The organism is Falsiroseomonas sp. RANM36, assembly GCF_056682175.1.
In genome coordinates, this window is sequence record NZ_JBWXTD010000004.1 from 112,892 (window position 1) to 119,116 (window position 6,225).

6 protein-coding genes are annotated in these 6,225 nt (G+C 71.2%); 2 read left to right on the top strand and 4 right to left on the bottom strand.

Translation table 11 applies throughout. From position 1 onward, the window contains the following. Window positions 1-70: 70 nt before the first annotated feature. The 3 genes from AC1MIR_RS14300 to msrA form a co-directional block, all read right to left on the bottom strand. Complete coding sequence (locus AC1MIR_RS14300; protein WP_480028867.1) at window positions 71-1,156, bottom strand: YVTN family beta-propeller repeat protein; 1,086 nt, start codon at window positions 1,154-1,156, stop codon at window positions 71-73. Window positions 1,157-1,294: 138 nt separating this feature from the next. Beyond that, entirely contained in the window at window positions 1,295-1,726 is a 432-nt protein-coding gene (gene msrB / locus AC1MIR_RS14305; RefSeq protein ID WP_480028868.1) for a peptide-methionine (R)-S-oxide reductase MsrB, read from the bottom strand. Then, on the bottom strand, window positions 1,726-2,283 hold the full coding sequence (msrA, locus tag AC1MIR_RS14310) for a peptide-methionine (S)-S-oxide reductase MsrA (protein WP_480028869.1): 558 nt from the start codon (window positions 2,281-2,283) through the stop codon (window positions 1,726-1,728). Before msrA ends, msrB begins: the two co-directional genes overlap by 1 nt. 97 nt (window positions 2,284-2,380) lie before the next feature. Here msrA and AC1MIR_RS14315 point away from each other — a divergent pair, with 97 nt between their 5' ends. Next, window positions 2,381-3,421, top strand: coding sequence for a serine hydrolase domain-containing protein (locus AC1MIR_RS14315; RefSeq protein WP_480028870.1), 1,041 nt, complete (start codon window positions 2,381-2,383; stop codon window positions 3,419-3,421). A 131-nt stretch (window positions 3,422-3,552) separates the two neighbouring features. Here the strand turns inward: AC1MIR_RS14315 and AC1MIR_RS14320 are convergent, their stop codons facing one another. Next, on the bottom strand, window positions 3,553-4,884 hold the full coding sequence (locus AC1MIR_RS14320; protein ID WP_480028871.1) for an acetyl-CoA hydrolase/transferase family protein: 1,332 nt from the start codon (window positions 4,882-4,884) through the stop codon (window positions 3,553-3,555). A gap of 150 nt (window positions 4,885-5,034) precedes the next feature. On the opposite strand from AC1MIR_RS14320, the gene AC1MIR_RS14325 reads away from it, so the two are divergent. After that, a complete protein-coding gene (locus tag AC1MIR_RS14325) occupies window positions 5,035-6,096 on the top strand; it encodes an isocitrate/isopropylmalate dehydrogenase family protein (protein ID WP_480028872.1) in 1,062 nt (353 codons plus the stop codon). Window positions 6,097-6,225: the final 129 nt, after the last annotated feature.

Sequence of the window (6,225 nt, forward strand, 5' to 3'; positions counted from 1 at the left end):
GGCCGGGGGGGGGCCGCGCGCGCGGGCGCCGCCAGCGCGGCGAGCCCGCCCGCCAGCAGCAGGCGGCGCTTCACGGCGCGGGACGGGCGGCAGCCGGCGTGGCGCCGCCCGGCAGGCCGGCGGCCGGCGCTCCGCGCGGCGCGGCTGGCACCGCCAGCGGCCGCGTGCCGGAAACGGCGCCGGGGAGCGCCTGGGCGAAGTCGCCGCCGATCCCCTCCCGCCGCGGCTTGAAGAAGATGCCGTGCGGGCTGCGCCCGACCCGGACGGTCTCATAGGCCGGCTGCGCATCCGGCCGTGCGGGATCGAGCACCGCGACCCGGCCCGACCAGCGCAGCGTCATCCACACCCGCCCCTCGGGATCGAAGGTCAGGCAGTCCGGGCCGCCCGGGATGTTCCACACCCGGCGAACCTCCAGCGTCTCCGGGTCCACCTCCGCCAGCCGACTGTCCACGCGGGACGTGGCGAACAGCGCCCGCCCGTCCGGAGAGGGGAAGATGGTGTGCGCACCGCGGCCGAGCGTGAAGGCGGGGCGGACCTCCCGCGTCTCGGGGTCGAGCACGACGAAATTGTCCGCACCCATGATGCCGAGGATCAGCCGGCCGCGATGCCAGATGATGCCGGCGGGATCCTTGCCGACCTCCACCGTCCAGAGCTGGGTGCGGGTCTCGGTGTCGAAGGCGGCGACGGCGCGGTCGCCCTGCAGGGTCACGAAGAAGCGGCGGCTGTCGGGGGTGAAGGCGATGTGGCTCGGCATGTCGCCGGGGCGGAAGCGCTGCAGCAATTCCAGCGTCGCGGCGTCGTAGAGGTCCACCTGGTCGCGGCGCAGGCTGGCGACGGCCAGGAACCGCCCGTCCGGGCTGAACTCAAGGTGGTAGGGGTTGGAGATGCGCACGCGCCGCAGCACCTCGCCGGTGGCCGGGGCGACGAAGAGCAGCTCGTTGCCGCCGGAATCCGCGATCACCAGCTCGCTCCCGTCCGGCGTCAGCACCAGATGGTGCGGCTCGCGCAGCACCGGGATGCGGCGCGTCTCCTGCCGGGTGGCGGCATCGAGCACGCTGACCGAGGCCTCGCCCGAATTCAGCACGTAGAGCAGATCCGCGCGCGCACCGGCCGGGGCCAGCATGACGAGCGCGAGAAGGATGTGGCGCAGGCGCACCGGCATGTCCTCGGGGCGTATCGGGCGGGAGAATCGGCACCCCGCCCCCGATTGTCCAGGGCCGCGGCCGCATCGGAGGCCAAATTCCGCGTCAGCGCGGCCGCACCCTGCCATCGTGGCAGGATGCGGCCGCGCGCGTCACTCGGTCGGTCGGAAGGCCAGGGAGACGCCGTTCATGCAATAGCGTTCCCCGGTCGGCGCCGGCCCGTCCGGGAAGACATGGCCGAGATGCCCGCCGCAGGTCGCGCAATGCACCTCCGTCCGCGTCATGAAGAAGGAGCGGTCGGTGCGGGTCGCGACGGCGCCTTCGATCGGCGCCCAGAAGCTCGGCCAGCCGGTGCCGCTTTCGTATTTCGTGGAGGCCTCGAACAGCGGGGTACCGCAGCCGGCGCAATCGAAGGTGCCGGCCCGCTTCTCCCGGTTCAGCGGGCTGCTGCCGGGGCGCTCCGTGCCGTGCTGGCGGAGCACCCGGAACGCCTCGGGCGAGAGCTCCGCGCGCCATTCCGCCTCGGACTTCTCGACCGGGAATTTTTCGTCGGCTTCCTGGGCCTTGGTGCCGAAAAGACTCATCAGGCGGCTCCCTTCTTCAGGCGGTCGGCGAACATCTTGCGGAATTTCGCGACCTTGGGCGCGACGACCACGCGGCAATAGCCCGCCCAGGGGTTGCGCGCGAAGTAGTCCTGGTGCTCGGCCTCGGCCGGCCAGAAGCGGTCGAGCGGCGCGACCTCGGTCACCGCCTTGGCACCCCAGATGCCGGAGGCGTCGATCTCCGCGATCACCTGCCGCGCCGCGGCCTCCTGCTCCGGCGAATGGGTCAGGATGATGCTGCGGTATTGCGGGCCGATGTCGTTGCCCTGGCGATCCCTGGTGGTCGGGTCGTGCAGGGTGAAGAACATCCGCAGCAGGTCGGCATAGCCGATCTTCGCCGGGTCGAAGTCGATCTGCACGACCTCGGCATGGCCGGTCTTCTTGCCGCAGACCTGCTCATAGGTCGGGTTGTCCACATGCCCGCCGGCATAGCCGCTCTCGGCCCGGCTCACGCCGTCGAGGTGGCGCAGCGCGCCCTCGATGCACCAGAAGCAGCCGCCGCCCAAGGTCGCGGTTTCCGTCGCGGTTTCCGTCGCCATCAGGCGTCCTCCATCTCTCCGTGCGTGAATGTGGGGGCGTTCGCCGCCGTGGTGGAGGGGGTTACGCGCGCCGCGCAGCGGAGGCAGGTTGCGCGCCATGCCGAACCATCCCGATCTCGCCGAGGCGGTCGCCTTCGCCGAGGCCCATGAGAGCCCCTTCCCCCGCGACCTGCGCGCGCATCTGGAGTCCGGGCATTTCGACCCGCCGCCGCACAATGCCGTCATCGGCCCGGTCTTCCCGCGCGGCGCCCCGAACGGCCTGATCGAGCGCCGCGGCGAGCGGCTGGCGAGCTGGGGCGACACGCGGCAGGCCGACATGACCTTCAGCGTGGCGAAATCCTATCTCTCGCTGCTGGCGGGCGTCGCCTGGGCGGACGGGCTGATCACCGACCTCGACGAGCCGGTACGCCAGACGATCCAGGATGGCGGCTTCGAGAGCGACCAGAATGCCGGCATCACCTGGCGCCACCTGCTGACCAACACCTCCGAATGGGAGGGCGAGCTGTTCGGCAAGTCCGACGTGATCGACCGTGGCCGCGACCTGGTGCGGGAGGGGTCGGGGCCGAAGGGGATCGCGCGGCCGCTGCAGCCGCCGGGGACGCATTGGGAATACAACGACGTGCGGGTGAACCGCCTCTCTCTCTGCCTGCTGCGCCTGTTCCGCCGGCCGCTTCCCGAGGTCTTCGCGGAGCGGATCATGGACCCGATCGGCGGCAGCCGGGACTGGGTCTGGTACGCCTATGACAACGCGATCGTGGAGGTGGACGGGATGCGCCTGCCCTCCGTGCCGGGCGGCACGCATTGGGGCGGCGGCATGCGCATCCATGCCGAGGACCAGGCGCTGGTCGGGCGGCTGGTGCTGCAGCGCGGCGCGTGGGGCGGGAAGCAGGTGGTGCCGGCGGAGTGGATCGCCTGGTCGCTCGCGCCCTGCCCGCTCAACCCCTCCTACGGCTTCCTGTGGTGGCTGAACGGCGCGGGGCGCCAGCCGGAGGCACCGCGGGATTCGGTCTTCGCCCAGGGCGCCGGCGGCAACTACACCTGGATCTGGCCGGAGGGCGAGGTCGTCGCCGTGCTGCGCTGGGTGGACCCGAACGCGCTCGGCCGCTTCTGCGGCATGGTGGCGAAGGCGCTCGGCTAGAGCACGTTCCGATCGACTGGAATCAGTCGATCGGAAGGTCGTGCTCTAGGAATGATGATTGTAGAGCAGCTTATGCCCGTTCGGCGGAACCGCGCAGCGGTTCCACTCGAACGGGCGCTGCTCTAGCGCCCTCAGCGCCAATAGCGCGGCAGCAGCCCCGCCTCGCGGGCCTGGCGTGCGAGATCCTCGCGGAAATCCGGGTGGGCGAGGCCGATGATCGCCTGCGCGCGCTCGGCGACCGAGCGGCCCTTGAGGTTCGCGATGCCGTATTCGGTGACCACGTACATCATGTCCGACCGCGGCGTGGTCACCACGTTGCCGGGCGTGAGGTTCAGCGCGATGCGGCTCTTGCGCACGCCCTTCCGCTCATAGGTGGAGGCGAGGCAGATGAAGCTCTTGCCGCCCTCCGACGCATAGGCGCCGCGCACGAACTGCGCCTGGCCGCCGGTGCCGCTGATGTGGCGATGGCCGTCGCTCTCGGACGCCGCCTGGCCCTGCAGGTCGATCTGCGTGGTGTTGTTGATCGCCACCGCCCGCCTGTTGCGCGCGATCACGAAGGGATCGTTGGTGAAATCCACCGCGTGGCAGAGGAAATCGGGGTTGTCGCGCACCGTCTCGTACAGCATGCGCGTGCCGAGGGCGAAGGTGTAGGTGATCAGCCCCGGATCCACCGCCTTCTTCGACCCGTCCACGCGGCCGGCGCGATAGAGCTCCACCAGGCCGTCGTTCAGCATCTCCGTGTGGATGCCGAAGCTGCGTACGCCGCCTTCCAGCAGCAGCGCGCAGACCGCGTTGGGCATGCCGCCGATGCCCACCTGCAGGCAGGCATCCTCCTCGATCTCCTCGGCGATCAGCCGCGCCACGGCGCGGTCCACATCGGTCGGCTGCGCATTGGGCAGTTCCGGCGTTGTGCCGCCGTCGCCCTCGATCACGTAGTCCACCTCGCTCGCGGGGATGCGGTTGTCGGTGCCGCGCGCCGGCGGGACCTGCGAGGACACCTCGATGATCACGGTCGTCGCCCGCTCGATCACCGCGCGGTGCCAGAGGCTGTTGGGGCCGAGGTTGAAGCAGCCATCCTCGTCGGGCGGCGCGGCCTTCAGCACGGCGACGTCCACGCGGTCGATGTTGCGGCGGTAGTAGTGCGGGATCTCGCCGAGATGGACCGGGATGTAGTGGCAGATTCCGGCATCGTGCTTCTTCCGGTCATAGCCGGAGAAGTGCCAGTTGAAGCAGCGGAACACCTCGCCGTCCGGGTCGGCCTCCAGCACCGCGCGCGGCCTGAGGCTGAGGCAGTTGCGCAGCCAGATGTCGGAAAGCTCGTCCTTGCGCGCGGCGAGCGCCCGGTCGAAGGCGTCCGGCTGCGTGAAGGACGCGCCGTAATCCACCCAGTCGCCCGGCTTGACCAGCGCGGCCGCCTGTTCCGCGGTGATGTGGCGCGGCCCGCCGCCCGTTCTCCCTGCCATGGACCCCCTCCGTGCCTCCGCGCCCGCGGCGCCGGCCTTGTTGGCGCAACAGGTACTCCTTCGCACCGGTAGGCGCCAGACGCCGCCCCCCTTCCCCGCCCGCGCCGCGGCATGCCACATCGCGCCGCACGAGAGAGGAACCGCCAGACCATGCGCTTCATCGTCCTGCCCGGCGACGGGATCGGGCCCGAGATCACCGACGCCACCCTCGCCGTGCTGCGCGCCGCAGATGCCCGCTTCGGCCTCGGTGTCACCTTCGAGACGCATGCGATCGGGCTCGCGACGCTGAAGACCCGCGGCACCACCCTGCCGCCGGAGGTGATGGAGGCGTCGAAGGCGAGCGACGGCGTGATCCTCGGCCCGATCTCCCACCTGCACTATCCCTCGCGCGAGCAGGGCGGGATCAATGTCTCGGCGGCGTTCCGCGTCGGGCTCGACCTGTTTGCCAATGTGCGCCCCGCGCGCACCCGCCCCGGCCTCGGCCGCGGCCATGCGCCGCTCGACCTGGTGATCATGCGCGAGGCGACCGAGGGCTTCTATCCGGACCGCAACATGCATGCCGGCCGCGGCGAGTTCATGCCCACACCCGATGTCGCCATGTCCATGCGCAAGATCACCGCGCATGCCTCGACGCGCATCGCCCGCGAATCCTTCCTGCTGGCACGGCGGCGGCGGGGGAAGGTGACGGCGGTGCACAAGGCCAATACCTTCATCCTGACCGACGGCCTGTTCCTGCGCTGCGTGCGGGAGGTGGCGAAGGACTTCCCCGACGTCGCGCTGGACGAGGTGATCGTGGATGCCTGCGCCGCGCTGCTGGTGCGCGACCCGCAGCGCTTCGACGTGCTCTGCGCCACGAACTTCCACGCCGACATCCTATCCGACCTGGCCTCGGAGTTGTCGGGCGGGCTCGGCCTGGCGGGCAGCACCAACCAGAACGACCTGCTCTGCTGCGCCCAGGCGCAGCATGGCAGCGCGCCAGACATCGCCGGACAGGACAAGGCCAACCCGACCTCGCTGATCCTCTCGGCGGCGATGCTGCTGGACTGGCATGCGGAGAAGCGCGGGAACGCGGCGGCCGGGGCGGCCTCGGCGGCGATCAACGCGGCGGTGGACGCGGCGCTTGCCGACCCGGCGACCCGCACGCCCGACCTCGGCGGCAAGCTCGGGACGCGGGCCTTCGCCGCGCGCGTTGCGGGACTGCTCGGCGGCTGAACGGCCGCAATCGCTGGACGCGGGGCGGCGCGCGCTCTATCGAGAAGCGGGGAGCCGACCAGCGGCCGCCGCCGGCGGGGGTTGAAGGGGGCGACCCCAGGCCAAAGGGGGCGGAATGGGGGGGCTCAG